Origin of the sequence: Kitasatospora sp. NPDC127035, assembly GCF_042726075.1 — a bacterium.
Taxonomy (GTDB): Bacteria; Actinomycetota; Actinomycetes; order Streptomycetales; family Streptomycetaceae; genus Kitasatospora.
The window spans coordinates 113,449-127,978 of sequence record NZ_JBHXDN010000001.1 but is presented as its reverse complement, the minus strand read 5'-3'; the positions used below and the strand labels follow the sequence as shown (position 1 = coordinate 127,978).

Below are 14,530 nucleotides of genomic sequence, written 5' to 3'. Positions count from 1 at the left end.
CGCCAGCGTGCGGCACGCCGACCGGTGCCCGCCCGCCGGGCTGCTCCGTCCGAGGGGCGGGGGGCGTGGCGCGAGGGGCGTGGGGCGTGGTCCGGGTCAGCCCGCCAGCCCCTGCCGGATCGCCAGTACCGCCAGCCGGACCCGGTTCGGGCTGCCGGTCTTGGCCATCAGGTTGGAGACGTGCGTCTTCACCGTGGTCACTCCGAGGTGCATCCGCTCGGCGATCTCGATGTTCGACAGCCCGCCCGCGATGTGCCGCAGCACCTCGTGCTCGCGCCCGGTGAACCGGGCCACCGGCTGCCGCCGGCCGTCCTCGCCGGTCCAGTCCGTGGCGGCCCGGGCCACCACCCGGCGCAGCACCTCGGGGCTGTACGGGCTCTCCCCGACCGCCGCCCGCCGCACCGCGTCCAGGACGGCGGCCGGTTCGACGTCCTTGGCGAGGAACCCGCAGGCGCCCGCGGCGAGCGCCGGGTAGAGGCGGTCGTCGTCGTCGAAGGTGGTGAGGACGACGACCCGGGTGGCGGGGAGCAGGCGATGGAGTTCGCGGGTGGCCGTGATGCCGTCGGTGCCGGGCATGTGCAGGTCCATCAGCACGACGTCCGGCCGGAGCCGCAGGGCCAGGTCGACGGCGTGGGCGCCGTCGGCGGCCTCACCGGTCACGGTCAGGTCGGGGGCGGACTCGCAGAGCATCCGGACACCGGCCCGGACGAGCTGCTGGTCGTCGACGATCAGGACGCCGATGGTCGCGGGGCCGCCGACGGTCGTGGGGCCGGGGCGCGCGGGATCGGCGGTCGCGGCGCCGGTGGCCGCGGGGCGGCCGTTCGGGATGCCGGTCATGCGGCTCCTCCGCGGACCCGGGGCGGTGCCGCCGGGGTCGGTACGGGTGACGGTGCCGGTACGGGTGACGGTGCCGGTGGAGCCCCGGCTCCCTCCGGGAACGGCCAGGAGGCGGCCAGCCGCCATCCGCCCGGCACCGGTCCGGTCTCGATCGTCCCGCCGACCAGCGCCACCCGCTCGCGCATGCCGAGCAGCCCGTGCCCGCCGTTCATGTCCGTCCGCCCCTTCTCCGCCGTGTCGTCCGGTAGTTCGTTCTCCAGCTCCAGCCGCACCCGGGCGCCCTCCGTGGTGGCCCGCAACCGTACCCGGGTGGCGGGCCCGGCGTGTTTGGCGACGTTGGCCAGGCCCTCCTGCACCAGCCGCAGCACCGTCAGGCCGCCGAGCGCGTCCAGCTCCGCGAGCCGCCCGCCGATGTCCGCGTCGATCCGCAGGCCGGCCTGCCGGGACCGTTCGACCACGCCGTGCACGGTGGCCGGCAGGTTGGCGGTGTCGGCGAGCAGGGGGGCCAGCTGTCCGGCGTCGGGCTCGCGCAACGCGGTGAGCAGCCGCCGCAGGTCGGTCAGCGCGGTGGTGGCGGAGGCGTGCACGTCGTCCAGGACGGCGGTCATCCGGGGGTCGGCGGACGGCAGGACGTGCCGGGCGATCCCGACCCGCAGCACCGTCGAGGCCAGGTGGTGGGCCACCATGTCGTGCAACTCGCGCGCGATGGCGGCGCGTTCGCCCATCCGGGCGCCCCATTCGGCGAGGTCCCGGTTCCGTTCGGCCTCGCGGGCCCGAGCCTGGGCCGCCCGGGTGGCCTGCTGGGCCGAGCGGATGTAGCCGGCCAGCAGGACCGGCACGCCGCCGACCACCGCCGCCCGGTAGCACGCGCCCACCACGCCGCCGGGCAGCCCCGTACAGGCGTGCGCCAGCTGCACGGCGAGGAGGACGCCGACCGCCCACCCGACCCGGGGGCCCCACTGGCGGACGGCCAGCTCGAAGAACGCCGCCGCGGCGCCGACCTTGACCTCGATCTGGACGGGGTGCGCCACCAGCGGCGCCATCAGCGCGCACTGACCGAGCGCCACGGCGAACGGCCACCGCCCGCCGACCGTGGCCAGCACCAGCGCGCCCACGCCCACCGCCCGGTCGACGGCGTCCAGCAGGCCCGGGCCGCCCGCCCCGCCCGCCAGCAGCAGATAGCCGAGCCCGGACACCACGAGCGCGGGCCGCAGCAGCCGGAGTCCGATCCCTCGCGTTCCCCACACGGTGTCGAGCGTAGGACGGTGGGCGGCCGGGGTGATCGTCCCTCAGGCCGATCCCGGGCCTCCTCCTTCAGGCCGGGTGTCCCGCGCCGCCGCCCGGTTCGTCCAGGAACTCCAGGACCGCGAGCACCGCCAGTAGCGCGAGCGCCAGACAGAGGGTCACCAGGGCGGTCGGGTAGCTCCAGAACAGGAACGCCAGCGCCGCACCGGCCACCGCCACCCAGCCGAGCCACGTCTTCCAGCGGTGCACGAACCGGCCGACCGGCCCGAACCGGAGCCCGGCCCGCTCCGCGCTGTGCCGGACGGCGGCCAGCCCGGACGCCCACATGCCCCGCACCGTCCTGGCCCAGCGCCCGGGGCCGCTGAGCCAGGCACCCAGGGCGACCAGCAGACCGAGCGCGATCACCACCCGGACGGCCGACCGCAGGTACCGCACCAGCGCGTCGTAGACCGCCGAGGCCGCCGCCTGGTCGACACCGGCCGGCAGTTTGTCGAGGTAGACGGCCCGGAAGACGGAGAGCCCGATGCCCAGGACCAGTGCGCCGCCGGCGATGCCCAGGGCGACGGTGACGGCGGCCCTGCGCCGTCGGACGGCCAGCAGGACACCGGCGACCGCGCAGGCCACCGTCAGCACCGGCAGCCAGAAACCGGCCATGTCCAGCAGCCGGAAGGCGGTCCGGACCTTGGGGATGGCGTCCGACTGGACCAGGGTGTACTCGGTGTGCACCTCGGGGATCTTCGAGGCGACCGACAGACCGCTGTCGATCAGTCGGGTCTTCGCCCGGTCGATCAGCGGCGCGAGGTCCAGCACCACGGTGTCGTCCTTGATCGCGACGGCCCCGCCGCCGTGCCCGGTCAGCATCTTCTCGACGGCCGCGTGCGCGTTGCGGTTGATCTCCGTCCAGACGGTGGCGAAGGCGTCGCTCCCGACCAACTGCTCGACGCGGTCGTGCACGAATCCGGTGAGTCCGCTGGTGAGCGCCTGGCTGACGGGGCCGAGCAGTGCGCTCAGACGGGGCCGGTCGTCGGGCGCGACCGACTCCAGCAGCGACTCGACCGGGATGTGCTTCATGATCTCGGTGGTCACCCGGTCGGTGACGGCCGCCTGGATCGCCGGGTCCCGGGCGAGCGGCGCCATCGTGGCGACGTACCGGTCGGTGTCGGTGATCTGGGACTTGGTCCAGGCGGCGGCCACGCTCAGCGGCGTCAGCACGCAGGCCAGCAGGACGAGGAGGACGGCGAAGGACGACCGGACGCGGTGGTGCTGCTGGGTGGCCTGCGCCTTCAGGCGGGCCGTCAGCCGGGCGTCGTGGTCCTCGACGGCGCTGAGGCGGGCGCGCAGCTCGGCGAGCTCGTCGGAGTGCCGGTCACCGGGCGGCCGGTCACCGGGCGGCCGGACGCCCGGTGACGGGTCGCCGCGGGGCCGGTCGTCCGGTTGCCGGTCTCCCGGGGGAGGGGCGTCGGGCTGTCGGTCGCCGGGGGGTGGGGCGGGCCGGCCGGCGGGCTGCTGGTCGGGCTGATCGCCGGGGCGGTCGGCCGGCTCGTTCGTCGGCATCCCTCAACTCCGTTCCTCCGGTGGTGCATTTCAGGAGATAACGGATCAAGAGGGTCGGCCAGTCGGGTCGGCCACTCGGGCCAGACGGCCCCGGGCCAGGTGGTGGGGCCCGGACACGACGAAGCCCCCGCCGTGATGGCGGGGGCTTCGTCGACGCTCGGACGGCCCGGGTACGGGGCCGGTCTCAGGCGGTGGTCGTGGACCGGGGCTGCTCGGTGGCCTTGGTCACGTGGGTCGGCGTGACGGCGGGCTGCGCCGGCTGGGCCGCGGGCTGGGCCGGTGCGGCAGTGCTCTGCGCGGTGCCCGGGGCGGCGTCGGGGGCGGGGGCGGGGGTGTCGTCCTCGCGCATCGCCTTCGTCTCCGCCTTGAGGATTCGCATCGACTTGCCGAGGCCGCGGGCCATCTCCGGCAGCTTCTTCGATCCGAACAGCAGGATTACGACAGCCAGCACCACGAGTACGTGCCAGGGCTCAAGACCGTTCCGCAGCATCCCTGGCCACCGGTCCCTTCTTGTCTAGAGGCGTCCGTCACAGTTGGGCAAAAGCGCCCGACCTGGCCAGTATGCCTGGCCGTACCGGCGAACGTATACACCGGCCGGGAAACGCTGGTCAAAAACCAGATGTTGCGGGAACGGCCCAGGGACAGTGGCCGGGGCGCGCCGGCGTGCCCGGACGCGCCGGTCCGGTCAGTCCGCGTAGCCGATGATCAACCCGCAGAACACCGCCGCCACCAGGGTCACCCCGACCGAGAGGACGAGCAGCGTCGGAGTCCTCGGCAGCGGGGAGCCGGTCCGTATCGCCGCCTCGACCTTCACCCACCGCCGGTACGCGGCGGCGCCGAGTGCCGCCCCGCCGAGCGCGCAGATCACGGCCAGTGCGATCCGCAGCGGTGCGGGTGCGACGTCGGGGGTGAGCTGGTCCACGGCGATGCCGCCGGCCAGCAGGCCGAGCGCGGTGCGGATCCAGGCGAGGAAGGTTCGCTCGTTGGCCAGGGTGAACCGGTAGTCGGGCGCCTGGCCGCCCGCCGCTCCGGTGGGGGTCGGTCCGTCGTCCAGGTCGGCGCCCGGCCCGTCGTCCAGGTCGTCGGCGGACCCTCCGTCCGCCGGACGGTGCGGTGGACGGACCGGCGGCTCCTCCGGCTGCGGCATCGGGACTCCGTTCCGCGCCGCACGTTGGCCGGTTCCGGACCGTGGCCCCGACCGTGCGCGGCCGTGGCGGGCGCTCCCCGCCGACCCTAGGACGGGCGCTGCCCCGCCGCAGCTCGGGCGGCGGCCGACAGCGGCGACGGCCGAAACCGGCGACGGCCGGCCCGGGCGGCCGGTCCGGTCACCCGTGATCGGCCCCGGTCAGTCGCGGCGGGCTAGCAGGTAGCCCCGGCGGGTCTCCGCCTCCAGCGGGTAGGGGCCGCGTTCCAGCCGGGCCGTCACCGTGAACCCGGCCTCGGTCAGCAACCCGGCGACGGCCTCCGGATCCAGGAAGTGGAAGTCGACGTCGACCGGGTGCCCCCACCACTCGTCCAGCCGTCGCACCTCGCTGCCGAGGTGGAACGCGACCAGCAGCACGCCGGACGGCCGCAGCACCCGCCGCATCTCCCGGAAGGCGGGCCGCAGCTCGGCCGCCTCCAGGTGGATCACGGAGTAGAGCGCCACCCCGGCGGCGAACTCGCCGTCGGCCGCCGGCAGTCGCAGCAGGTCCCCGACCCGGAACTCCGCCCCGGGGTGGTCCCGCCGTGCGACCGCCACCATGGCCGGCGAGAGGTCCACCCCCACCGCCGTCACGCCGTGTTCGGCCAGCCACCCGGTGACGTGTCCGGGGCCGCAGCCCAGATCCGCGACCGCGCCGCCCGCGGCCTCCTCGAGCACCGCTCCCAGCAGCGCCCGGTCTATCACCTTGTACGCGAGCTCGCCCCCGATCCGCTCCCGGTACTCCTCCGCGACGGCGTCGTAACTCGCCCGTACCCGACCGTGGTTCACCTCGTCCGACATGGCGGCAGCCTGGCACATCCGTTCGTCCGGGTGCACCCGGACGGCCTCCGGCCCCGGCTCCGGCCCCGGGGCGGGCGCGGCGACGGCGGGTGCGGCGACGGCGAGAGCCCCCGTCCCGGGTGACCGGGCGGGGGCTCCTGATGACGCGCGTGCGGGTGGATCGGTGCCGGTCGGTGCCGGTCGGTGCCGGCGGTGTCAGACGGCGGGGCGGGCCGGAAGGTGACGCATCAGGCGGTAGGCGAGGAAGGAGGCGGCGACCGCGAAGAGCAGGCCGACCACGGCGGCGACGTGCAGGCCGTCGGTGAAGGCGACGCGGGCGGTGTCGAGGAGGTCGGTGCCGAGCCGGCCGGGGAGGCGGGCGGCCACGGTGACCGCACCGCCGAGGGTGTCCCGAGCGGTGTCGGCGGCGGCGCCGTCCAGACCGTCGGGGAGGGTGCCCTCCAGACGGGAGCGGTAGACCGCGGCACCGGCCGCGCCGAGCAGCGCGATGCCGAGGGAGCTGCCGAGTTCGACGGCGGTCTCGGAGGTGGCGGAGGCGGCACCGGCCTGGTCGACGGGGGCGGCCGTGACCACCATCTCGGCGGTGAGGGTCATGGTGCCGACGGTGCCGGCGGCCAGTACGCCCGCCGCGGTGAGGACGAGGGCGAGCGGGGAGTCCGCGCCGACCTGCGTCATCATCCCGAAGCCGGCCGCGCCGATCAGGAAGCCGCCGGCCATCAGGACCGCCGGGCGGACCTTGCCGGCCAGCGCCGAGCTCACGCCGACGGCCGCGCCGACGCCCACGCTGGGGACGAGCGACCAGAGCGAGGCGGTCAGCGGGCTCATACCCTTGACCAGCTGCAGGTACTGGGAGGTGAAGAGCGTGAAGCCCATCATCGCGAACATCGCGACGGTGTTGACGCCGATCGCCCCGCTGAAGGCGCGGATCCGGAAGAGGCTCAGGTCGAGCAGCGGGTTGGCGGCGGTGCGCTGGCGCCGGTAGAAGGCGCCGGCGAGGAGCAGACCGGCGGGGACGGCGAGGACGGGGAGCGGGCTCCAGCCGTCCACCGCGATCGTCTTGACCCCGTAGACCAGCGGCAGCACGGCCGCGAGCGAGAGCGCCGCACCGGACAGGTCGAAGCGGCCGTGCCGGGGGGAGCGGTACTCGGGCAGCAGGGCGGGCGCGGCCAGCAGGACCAGGGCCATGACCGGGACGGCGAGCAGGAAGGCGGAGCCCCACCAGAAGTGGTCCAGCAGCAGGCCGCCGGCGACCGGGCCGAGGGTGGCGCCGGTGGTGAGGATGCCGCCCCAGGCGCCGAGGGCGATCTGGCGCTGCTTGGGGTCGTGGAACATGTTCCGGATCAGCGCGAGGGTCGACGGCATCACGGTGGCCCCGGCCACGCCGAGCAGGGCGCGGGCGGCGATCAACTGGCCGGCGCCGTCCGCGTAGGCGGCGAGCAGCGAGGCGCCGATGAAACCGGCGGCGCCGATCATCAGCAGCCGGCGGCGGCCGATCCGGTCTCCCAGCGCTCCCATCGTGAGGAGCAGCCCGGCGAGCAGGAACGAGTACATGTCCATGATCCACAGCTGCTCGGTGCCGCTCGGCGCCAGCGTGGTGGAGATGTAGGGGACGGCGAAGAAGAGCACGCCCATGTCCATGGTCAGGACGAGGGTCGGGAGCAGGAGGACGGTGAGCCCGATCCATTCGCGGCGGCCTGCGCGGCCGGTGGTTGCGGTCATGGGGACGACAGTACGGACGTGTCAGACGCTTGTCTAGTACGTTCGTCTCAATCACTTGTGCAAGACGTGCGAGTCAGACGAGCGAGCCAGACAATCGTGCAAGACATCTGTCCAGGAGGGACGTAGCATCGGGGCATGGGAAATCGCGAGGACCTGATGGCCGGCGCCAAGCGCTGCCTGTACGAGAAGGGCTACGGGCGCACCACCGCCCGGGACATCGCCGCCGCGGGCGGCGTCAGCCTGGCGGCCATCGGCTACCACTTCGGCTCCAAGGAGGCGCTGCTCAACGCGGCGCTGATCGAGGCGACGGGCGAGTGGGGTGCCCGGCTGGCCGCCGTGGTGGAACGGGCCAACAGCGCGTCGGACGACCCGGAGGAGCGGTTCGTCGCCGTCTGGGACGGCGTGAAGGAGACCGTCGCCGAGCACCGCGGCCTCTGGGCCGCGCAGTTCGAGGCGATGGTGCAGGTGGAGCGGGTGCCGGAGCTGCGGGACGCGCTCGCCGATGCGCAGCGGCGCGGACGGCTCGGACTGTCCGCGCTGTTCCAGGGGCTGACCGAGGTGCCGGACACCGAGGAGGAGATGGCCCGCGGCGTCTTCTACCAGGCCCTGCTGGTGGGCATGGCCGGGCAGTGGCTGGCCGCTCCGGAACTCGCCCCCGGCGGCCGGGACTTCCTGCGCGGACTGGAGCTGGTCGGCGGTTCGGTCCTCAGGGGCGGGGCAGGCCCGGGCCGGCACGGCCCCGCCGCGGCCCCGGGCGGACCTGCCGACTGACCGTCCTGCCGGTGGTCAGACGGTGACGGCCGTCAGCAGTACCACCGAGTCGATGTGGGCCAGCAGCCCGTGCCGCTCCTGCGGCACGGGGTGCAGCTGGCCCGCCGAGAGTTCCACCCGCCGTCCGCTGATGGTCAGCGAGACGCGGCCGCGGAGGACCTGGAGGCTGGCGGCGGTCGGCGCGTTGTGCTCGTCCAGTGCGGTGCCGGCGGTCAACGCGATCACGGTCTGCCGCAGGACGCCGTCGTGCAGCACGAGGTGGGCACTGCGCCCGTGCGGGCTCTCGGCGGCGAGCGCCGCGTGCTCCGCGACGAGCTGTTCGAGATCGATCATCACGCGTCCTCCTGCGGCGGGCGTGCCGGGGTCCGGCGGGCGTGCCGGGGGACCGGGCAGTGCCCGTCCCCTCCGGCCCAGCGTCGCGGACGCGCCGGGCGCCCGCACCCGGAGAGCCGCCGGGTCGTCACCGTACGGGACCACTCGGGGTGCGGAGGCCGTCGGCTGCACCCATGGTGGAGGCATGGTGACCAACGAGCGTTTTCTCAGCGGATTCCAGGTCAACCGCTCGCTGCTGGCCGGCGGCGCGGTGCTCACGGGCATCGGCGCGCTGCTCGGGGCGGCCGGAGCGGTGATGGTGTGTGCGGCGCTGGCCACGGCCGGCCGCACCTGGGTGCGGGGTCTGGAGACCCCGCCGACCGCGCTGGCCCAACGGGCGCTGCGCGAGGCCAAGGTGGCCTCGGCGGCCGGCTGGGAGGCGTGGCGCACCGAGCACCATTCGCCCAACTGAGCCGGGCAGGCCGGGTGGATCGCGGGCCGGGCGGGCCGGGCGGGCCGGGTGTCCGGCCTGCGCCCGGTTCCGCCGGGCCCGGCCCGGCTACAGCCCGAGTGACTTGGCGACGATGCTGCGCATGACCTCGCTGGTCCCGCCGTAGATCCGGAAGACCCGGTTGTCCGTGTAGAGCCGGGCGATCGGGTATTCCAGGATGTACCCGTAACCGCCGTGCAGCTGAAGGCACTTGTCGATCACGACGGACGCCGACTCGGTGCAGAACAGCTTGGCCGCCGCCGCGTCCGCGACGGTCAGCTCGCCGTCCTGGTACAGCTCCAGCGCGCGGTCGACCATCGACTGCTGCGCCACCACCTGGGCCTCGCAGTCGGCCAGCGTGAACTTGGTGTTCTGGAACTCGGCGACCGCCTTGCCGAACACCTTGCGGTCCTTGACGTACTGCACCGCGAACCGCACCGCCGCCGCGGCGGCCGCGTACGCGCCGACCGCGATCGCCAGCCGCTCCTGGACCAGGTTGTGGGTCAGGTACGCGAACGCCCGGCCCTCCTCGCCGAGCAGGTTCTCCACCGGTACCTTGACGTCGCTGAACGCCAACTCGGCGGTGTCCGAGGTGCGCAGGCCGATCTTCTCCAGCTTGCGGCCGACGCTGTAGCCGGGGGTGTCGGTGTCCACGCAGAGGATGGAGAGGCCGGCCCGGCGGTTCTCCGGGTCGTACGGGGCGGTGCGGCACACCACCAGGACGAGGTCGGCGAGGACGCCGCCGGTGATGAAGGTCTTGGCGCCGTTGAGGACGTAGTGGGTGCCGTCCTCGGAGAGCCGGGCGGTGGTGGCGATCCCGGCGAGGTCGGAGCCGGCTCCCGGTTCGGTCATGGCGATGGCGGTCATGATGTCGCCGGAGACGAAGCCGGGCAGCCATCGGCCCTTCTGCTCCTCGGTCGCGTACTCCAGCAGGTAGGGGAGGACGAGGCCGGTGTGCACGCCGGAGGAGCCGAAGCTCACACCCGCCCGGGCGGTCTCCTCGGCGACCACCGCCTGGAACTTGAACCCGCTCTCGCCGGCGCCGCCGTACTCCTCGGGCACCTCGATGCCGTAGACGCCGAGTTCGCCGAGCTTGCGGTAGAAGTCGCGCGGCGGGTGGCCCGCGGCCTCCCAGCTCTCGTAGACGGGGACGACCTCGTTGGCGATGAAGTCCCGGATGGTCTCCCGGAAGGCCTCGTGGTCCTCGGTGAACACGGTGCGGCGCACGACGGCGCTCCCTTCGGTGGGCCGGATGCTGCGGGGCCGGGCGCCGATGGGTCGGGTGGCCCGGTGATCGCCCCACAAGTTAATCCCCGGTAGCTTCGGCTGTCCAGGGTCGGCGTGGGGCCGGAACGGGAGCGTCTGGCCCGCTTCCGGGGCCGGAGGCGCGGGGCCGGGGGCGGCCGGAAGTGAATCCCTGCTAGCCTCCCCGGTCGAGGTCGAACGACCGTCCGAACGTCTGGCCGTTCGTCCGTCCGTCCGTCCGTCCGTCCGTCAGACAGACAGACAGACAGACCGACCGGGCCGGAGTGGCGCCGGGCAGTGCGGGGAGGCGGGGAGGGCGGGAGGCCGTGGTGGTGCGACGACCGCCCGCCCGCGCCCGGCAGGCGCAGATCCTGGCCGTGGCCGCGGAGCGGTTCCACCGTGACGGCTACCACCGGGTCTCGATGGCGGAGGTCGCCGCCGGGGTGGGCATCACCGCTCCCGCGCTCTACCGGCACTTCCGGAGCAAGTCCGAACTGCTCGACCGCGCCGTCCGGGTGGGCCTCGACGCACTGGCCGAGGGGGTCCGCGCCGCGGACTCGACGGCCTCCCTGGGCGCCGCGCTGGCCGCCGTCGCGGTCGGGCACCGGTCGCTGGGCACGCTGGTGCAGCGGGACGCCCGACTGCTGCCGCCGCACCGGCGGGTGGCGCTCCGCCGTGAACTCCGTGCGGTCGTCGTGCGGATGGTCGTCGTGCTCCGCGCCGGGCGTCCCGAACTCGCCGCCGGCGATGCCGAGGTGATCTGCTGGTCGGCACTGTCGGCCGGGGCCGGGCTGTCCTACCTGTCGGCCGCCCCGCAGCCGCGCCGGGCCGAGCGGCTGCTCCGCGACCTGCTCGGGGCGGTGCTGGCGGTCCGGCTGGACGCCGCCGCGGCCGGGCCGCGGCCGGCTGCTCCCCGTCCGCCCGGCGGCGCGGGCGGGGCGGGGCCGCAGCCGCGCCGGGAGGAACTGCTGGCCGCGGCCGTCCGGCTGTTCCACCGGCGCGGGTTCGACAACGTCAGCACCGACCTGCTCGGCGCCGCCGCGGGCATCTCGGGCCCCAGCGTGTACCGGCACTTCGACAGCAAGGCGCAACTGCTGGCGGTGGCGCTGGTGCGCGGCCGGGAGCGGTTGTGGCACGAGGTGGGGGGCGCGATCGCGGCCGCACCGGGCGGGCCGGAGGCTGAGCTGGTGGCGGGCCTGGCCGCCTACGTGGGTTTCGCGCTGGGCAACGGGGACTACCTGGGCGTGATGCTGAGCGAGACCGAGCGGCTGGCGCCGACGGACCGGCGGGCGGCGGTCGACTTCCGGCGTGACTTCCTGCGGACCTGGGTCGACCTGCTCGGCCGGGTCCGACCGGAGGAGGACGCGGTGACCGCGCGGATCCGGGTGCACGCGCTGTTCTCGCTGGTCAACGACGGTGTGCGGAACCGTCCGTCCGGTGCGCGTCCGGATCTCGACGACTGCCTGGTGCGGCTGGGCCGGGCCGTCCTGGGGCTCGGCCCCTGAGTCGGGCCGGGCGCGGCGCCGGGCTCGGGACCCGACGGCCGAGGCCGGGTGCCCGCCCCGTGCTGGGGGCGGGCACCCGGCCTCGGCACGGGCCGGTGTGCCCGGGGGAGGAGTGCCGATCAGCCGCCGAAGTGCGGGGCGATCAGGGCGGCGAGGTTGCCGTTGCCCTGCAGGGCGCCGACGTTCCCGGAGTTGCCGGCCACGGCGAGGCCGTTGTTCTGGTTGCTGGCGCCGGACCCGGTGGCCGTCTGCTGGGTCGTGACCACGTTGCCGTGGACGTTGCCGATGATGTTGTTGGAGCCGGTGTTGTTCACCACGCTGCTGTTGGAGTGGTGGTCCGCGCCGGCGCCGTTGTCGGCGTGGGCGGTGCCGATGCCGGCGAGGAGGAAGGCCCCGAGGGCGGTGACGGCGGCGGCTGCGCGGATACGGGACACGGTGGTCTCCTGAGGGTGGAGTGCGAATGGTGGCGCGTTCCGGAGTGGCCGCTCCGAAGCGCCGTTGCCTGACGTCGCACGACCAGCATTCACCAGCACCGCGGACGAACTCCACCGAATGGGTGGCAATTCGCCCGATGGTGTCATCTGACGGGCATTTCCGCGCTCTTCGTCAGGTCGCCGACGGTTGCCGGCCGATCCTTCAACTCCCTTTCATGTGGCGGCAGTTGTAACGGCGTCGGACCGATCCGTTGACGCCCGGATGTCAACTCGGGGTTGACCGGGCCCCTTTCCCTAGAAAGAAATGGTCGCCGGATAGTCGCACTGGCACACTGGGGACCCATGTCTGAAGGTCTCCCGCCCGACCATGCCCCCGCCGAGGATCTGCGTACGACCGAGGTCGATCTCGGCGGACTGGTGAACGTCCTCGCCACCCACCTCTACTCCACCCCGCTGGTCGCCCTGCGGGAACTCGTCCAGAACGCCCACGACTCGCACACCCGGCGCCGGCTGGAGGACCCGGCCGGCGGCCACCGCCCGCTGATCCGGGTGCGCGCGGACGCCGGCCGCCGGACCGTCGGCATCGAGGACACCGGGGCCGGGCTGACCGAACCGGAGATCCACGCCTACCTGGCCACCGTCGGCACCGGCTACACCCGGATGCTGCGCGAACTCACCGGCAACCAGGAGCTGATCGGCGCCTTCGGCCTCGGCTTCCTCTCCGCCTTCTCGGTGGCCGACGAGGTCACCGTCACCACCACCTCGCACCGCGAACCGCGACGCGGTCACCGCTACCGCAGCCGGGGCGGCGAGCAGTACAGCGTCGAACCGGTGCCCGCCCGGCCGGTTCCCGGCACCCTGGTCGAGCTCGCGCTGAAGGCCGAACACGCCCACCTCGCCGACGAGTCCACGCTCCGCGAGGTGCTCGGCCGGTACTGCGTACTGCTGCCCGTCCCGGTCTACGTCGGCGACGACGAGCGGCCGGTCAACGACGTCCCGGTGCCCTGGCGGCAGGACGGCGCGGCCGGCGGGGACGGCAGCGGCGGCGGCCCTGCCGCGGACGGCGGGAGCGCGACCGGCCGGTCCGACGGCAGGACGGCCGGCGGTGACGGGTACGCCGCCCGGATGCGGTTCGCCACCGCCTTCGGCCGCCGCTTCGAACCGCTCACGGCCTTCCCGGTCCGTCCCGTCGACGGCGATCCCGCCGAGGGCGGCACCGACGCCGTCGGCCTGCTCTGGGTCCAGGACGGCGGCACCTACGGCAGCAGCGACAACCGCGATCTCGCCGTCTACCTGCGCGGCATGCTGCTCACCGAGGACGCCCGCGACCTGCTGCCCGGCTGGGCGGGGTTCATCGGCGGGGTGGTCGAGTCCAGCCGGCTGACCCCGACCGCCAGCCGCGAGGACCTCCAGCGCGACGACCACTACCGCGCCCTCCAGCGGGCGCTCACCGACGCGGTGGTGGACGGGCTCTACGAGACCGCCCGGCTGCGGCCGGCGGTCTGGCGCCGGATCCTCGCCCGGCACGGCCAGGACCTGCTCGGCGCCGCGCTCTGCGACGAGCGGCTGTTCACCCTGCTCGCCGACGACGTCCCGGTGCCCACCTCCCAGGGCGACCTCACGGCCGGGGCGCTCCGGGCGGCCGGCGGGGGCGCGGTGCACGTCGCGCTCGGCTCCGGCGGTGGCTTCGAGGAGATGCTCTACCGCGCCATGCAGGTGCCGATCGCCCGCGGCGACCGCTACGCGGTGCTGCCCTTCCTGCGCCGCTACGCCGGGTTGCGGGACTGCCGGCTGGTCGAACTCGGCAGCGAGAGCGGCAACCGCGAGCTGTTCCGCGACCCGGAGCGCCCGCTCCCCGCGGACGAGAGCGGCTGGCTGGCCGCCGCCCTCACCGATCCGGGCGAGCAGCTCGTCCCGGCTCGGTTCGACCCGGCCGGGCTGCCGCTCGTCCTGGTGCCGGACCGGGAGGCCGAACTGAAGGCCCGGATCGAGGACGACCAGGCCGACGCCCGGATCCCGTCCGCCGCGCTCCGGCTGGCCAGGTCGTTCACCGCCCGCACCGACGGCGAGGTCAAGGCCCGGCTCTACCTCAACCTGGCCTGCCCGGCCGTCCAGGACCTGCTCACCGCCTACCGGGCCGGTCACACCGGCAGCGCCACCGCCGCCGGGCTGCTCCGCTCGCTCAAGGTGATCATGGCCGCCGCCTCGTCCGGCGCCGCGCCGGGCGGCGCGTCCGGCGACCTCACCGCCGCGCTCGGCGGGATCGGCACCGCGGTCTCCGCACTGACCGCGGCCGTCCCGCCCGGCCTGCCCGCCGTCCCGGACACCCTCGACGGACTCGCCGGGGAGGGCTGACGGGTGGATCCCGCCGGCACCCCGCCGCCTGCCGTGCCCGCGCCCGCCGCGCCCGCGCTCGGCCCGTCGGCGGAAGCAC

Annotated in this window: 14 protein-coding genes; 4 read left to right on the top strand and 10 right to left on the bottom strand. The window is 74.7% G+C overall.

The features are described from left to right. Positions 1–96: 96 nt before the first annotated feature. The 7 genes from ACFWIC_RS00575 to ACFWIC_RS00545 form a co-directional block, all read right to left on the bottom strand. Entirely contained in the window at positions 97–837 is a 741-nt protein-coding gene (locus tag ACFWIC_RS00575; protein WP_380514580.1) for a response regulator, read from the bottom strand. Beyond that, a complete protein-coding gene (locus tag ACFWIC_RS00570) occupies positions 834–2,084 on the bottom strand; it encodes a histidine kinase (RefSeq protein WP_355400608.1) in 1,251 nt (416 codons plus the stop codon). Before ACFWIC_RS00570 ends, ACFWIC_RS00575 begins: the two co-directional genes overlap by 4 nt. Before the next feature lie 67 nt (positions 2,085–2,151). Further along, positions 2,152–3,636: a hypothetical protein gene (locus ACFWIC_RS00565; RefSeq protein ID WP_380514577.1), complete on the bottom strand. Its 1,485-nt coding sequence runs from the start codon at positions 3,634–3,636 to the stop codon at positions 2,152–2,154. Positions 3,637–3,820: 184 nt separating this feature from the next. Further along, positions 3,821–4,126 (bottom strand): Sec-independent protein translocase subunit TatA, encoded by a 306-nt coding sequence (gene tatA / locus ACFWIC_RS00560; protein WP_380360380.1) that lies wholly within the window; start codon positions 4,124–4,126, stop codon positions 3,821–3,823. Between the two features lie 195 nt (positions 4,127–4,321). After that, positions 4,322–4,783, bottom strand: coding sequence for a YidH family protein (locus ACFWIC_RS00555; protein ID WP_380514574.1), 462 nt, complete (start codon positions 4,781–4,783; stop codon positions 4,322–4,324). Between the two features lie 198 nt (positions 4,784–4,981). Next, the gene (locus ACFWIC_RS00550; protein WP_380514572.1) at positions 4,982–5,620 is read right to left on the bottom strand and encodes a class I SAM-dependent methyltransferase; all 639 of its coding nucleotides are present in this window, start codon (positions 5,618–5,620) and stop codon (positions 4,982–4,984) included. A 195-nt stretch (positions 5,621–5,815) separates the two neighbouring features. After that, positions 5,816–7,339 carry an MFS transporter gene (locus ACFWIC_RS00545; RefSeq protein ID WP_380514569.1) on the bottom strand — a complete coding sequence of 508 codons (1,524 nt, stop codon included), beginning with the start codon at positions 7,337–7,339 and terminating at the stop codon, positions 5,816–5,818. Between the two features lie 135 nt (positions 7,340–7,474). On the opposite strand from ACFWIC_RS00545, the gene ACFWIC_RS00540 reads away from it, so the two are divergent. After that, a complete protein-coding gene (locus ACFWIC_RS00540; RefSeq protein ID WP_329952344.1) occupies positions 7,475–8,110 on the top strand; it encodes a helix-turn-helix domain-containing protein in 636 nt (211 codons plus the stop codon). A gap of 15 nt (positions 8,111–8,125) precedes the next feature. Here the strand turns inward: ACFWIC_RS00540 and ACFWIC_RS00535 are convergent, their stop codons facing one another. Further along, positions 8,126–8,443: a cupin gene (locus ACFWIC_RS00535; RefSeq protein WP_329885635.1), complete on the bottom strand. Its 318-nt coding sequence runs from the start codon at positions 8,441–8,443 to the stop codon at positions 8,126–8,128. 184 nt (positions 8,444–8,627) lie between these two features. On the opposite strand from ACFWIC_RS00535, the gene ACFWIC_RS00530 reads away from it, so the two are divergent. Next, the gene (locus ACFWIC_RS00530; protein WP_329885634.1) at positions 8,628–8,894 is read left to right on the top strand and encodes a hypothetical protein; all 267 of its coding nucleotides are present in this window, start codon (positions 8,628–8,630) and stop codon (positions 8,892–8,894) included. Positions 8,895–8,981: 87 nt separating this feature from the next. Here ACFWIC_RS00530 and ACFWIC_RS00525 read toward each other — a convergent pair whose 3' ends face one another. Continuing rightward, positions 8,982–10,139 (bottom strand): acyl-CoA dehydrogenase family protein, encoded by a 1,158-nt coding sequence (locus ACFWIC_RS00525; protein ID WP_380360389.1) that lies wholly within the window; start codon positions 10,137–10,139, stop codon positions 8,982–8,984. A 347-nt stretch (positions 10,140–10,486) separates the two neighbouring features. Between ACFWIC_RS00525 and ACFWIC_RS00520 the strand changes: the two genes are divergently transcribed. Beyond that, positions 10,487–11,662 (top strand): TetR/AcrR family transcriptional regulator, encoded by a 1,176-nt coding sequence (locus ACFWIC_RS00520; RefSeq protein ID WP_380360391.1) that lies wholly within the window; start codon positions 10,487–10,489, stop codon positions 11,660–11,662. 119 nt (positions 11,663–11,781) lie between these two features. On the opposite strand, the gene ACFWIC_RS00515 is transcribed toward ACFWIC_RS00520, so the two are convergent. Beyond that, the gene (locus ACFWIC_RS00515; protein ID WP_380360393.1) at positions 11,782–12,096 is read right to left on the bottom strand and encodes a hypothetical protein; all 315 of its coding nucleotides are present in this window, start codon (positions 12,094–12,096) and stop codon (positions 11,782–11,784) included. Between the two features lie 342 nt (positions 12,097–12,438). Here ACFWIC_RS00515 and ACFWIC_RS00510 point away from each other — a divergent pair, with 342 nt between their 5' ends. Beyond that, positions 12,439–14,451 carry an ATP-binding protein gene (locus ACFWIC_RS00510; RefSeq protein ID WP_329952341.1) on the top strand — a complete coding sequence of 671 codons (2,013 nt, stop codon included), beginning with the start codon at positions 12,439–12,441 and terminating at the stop codon, positions 14,449–14,451. Positions 14,452–14,530: the final 79 nt, after the last annotated feature.

What these genes read in the sequence shown, in the direction of transcription:
- ACFWIC_RS00535 (WP_329885635.1), bottom strand. Translation starts at nt 8,443, where the DNA reads ATGATCGATCTCGAACAGCTCGTCGCGGAGCACGCGGCGCTCGCCGCC.
- ACFWIC_RS00530 (WP_329885634.1), top strand. Translation starts at nt 8,628, where the DNA reads ATGGTGACCAACGAGCGTTTTCTCAGCGGATTCCAGGTCAACCGCTCG.
- ACFWIC_RS00510 (WP_329952341.1), top strand. Translation starts at nt 12,439, where the DNA reads ATGTCTGAAGGTCTCCCGCCCGACCATGCCCCCGCCGAGGATCTGCGT.
- ACFWIC_RS00575 (WP_380514580.1), bottom strand. Translation starts at nt 837, where the DNA reads ATGACCGGCATCCCGAACGGCCGCCCCGCGGCCACCGGCGCCGCGACC.
- tatA (WP_380360380.1), bottom strand. Translation starts at nt 4,126, where the DNA reads ATGCTGCGGAACGGTCTTGAGCCCTGGCACGTACTCGTGGTGCTGGCT.
- ACFWIC_RS00545 (WP_380514569.1), bottom strand. Translation starts at nt 7,339, where the DNA reads ATGACCGCAACCACCGGCCGCGCAGGCCGCCGCGAATGGATCGGGCTC.
- ACFWIC_RS00555 (WP_380514574.1), bottom strand. Translation starts at nt 4,783, where the DNA reads ATGCCGCAGCCGGAGGAGCCGCCGGTCCGTCCACCGCACCGTCCGGCG.
- ACFWIC_RS00565 (WP_380514577.1), bottom strand. Translation starts at nt 3,636, where the DNA reads ATGCCGACGAACGAGCCGGCCGACCGCCCCGGCGATCAGCCCGACCAG.
- ACFWIC_RS00540 (WP_329952344.1), top strand. Translation starts at nt 7,475, where the DNA reads ATGGGAAATCGCGAGGACCTGATGGCCGGCGCCAAGCGCTGCCTGTAC.
- ACFWIC_RS00550 (WP_380514572.1), bottom strand. Translation starts at nt 5,620, where the DNA reads ATGTCGGACGAGGTGAACCACGGTCGGGTACGGGCGAGTTACGACGCC.